At 59.9% G+C, this 606-nt stretch carries 1 protein-coding gene; it reads right to left on the bottom strand.

Annotated elements, in window-relative coordinates:
* Positions 1-606 (bottom strand): immunoglobulin-like domain-containing protein (locus AACY45_RS27490; RefSeq protein WP_339548603.1); only part of this gene is annotated, 606 nt, incomplete at both ends.

Below are 606 nucleotides of genomic sequence, written 5' to 3'. Positions count from 1 at the left end.
TGACCACGGCAGTGCCGGTGGTGCCATTGGCCGGGATCTTGATCTCGGTGCCGTCGGTGAGCTTGAAGGTCAACTCGCCGTGGTTGCTCATCGGCAGGCCAGCAGCGTTGGTCAGGGTCACGGTGTAAGTGACCTGGCCGCCCTCGGTGACGGTGGTTTTATCCACAGACAGAGTGGCGACCACTTCGGAGATAGTGTCGCCGATGGTCACTTGGGCTTTGCCGCCCAGTACCAGGTTCTCGAAGGACTTGCCGTCAACGGTGGCGTTGTCGATGCCAACTTCGATGATCTGGCCGTCTTTGTAGACGTCATCACCTTGCGCAGCCAGCTCGTACGGCACGCTGGTGGTGCCGGCCTTGATGACGACGGTATCGCCGTTGCTCAGGGTCACGGTCAGGTCTTGTTTGAGGACCTGGTCGACCTTGACGGTGAACTTCGGTGCGGCGTTTTCCAGTACGTCGCCGTTGCTTTCGATGGTGACGGTGATCTTGTCGCCTTCGCCCGATGGTTGGTCGGTGACGGTGGTGGTGAACTGGTCTTTGCCCAGGGTCAGTTGTTCGAACTGATCGCCACCGGAGACGCTTTCCAGTTTGTTGACCAGCGCCG

Source organism: Pseudomonas sp. RA_35y_Pfl2_P32 (genome assembly GCF_963970735.1).
Classification (GTDB): domain Bacteria; phylum Pseudomonadota; class Gammaproteobacteria; order Pseudomonadales; family Pseudomonadaceae; genus Aquipseudomonas.
This window is presented reverse-complemented; position numbering and strand designations above follow the sequence as displayed.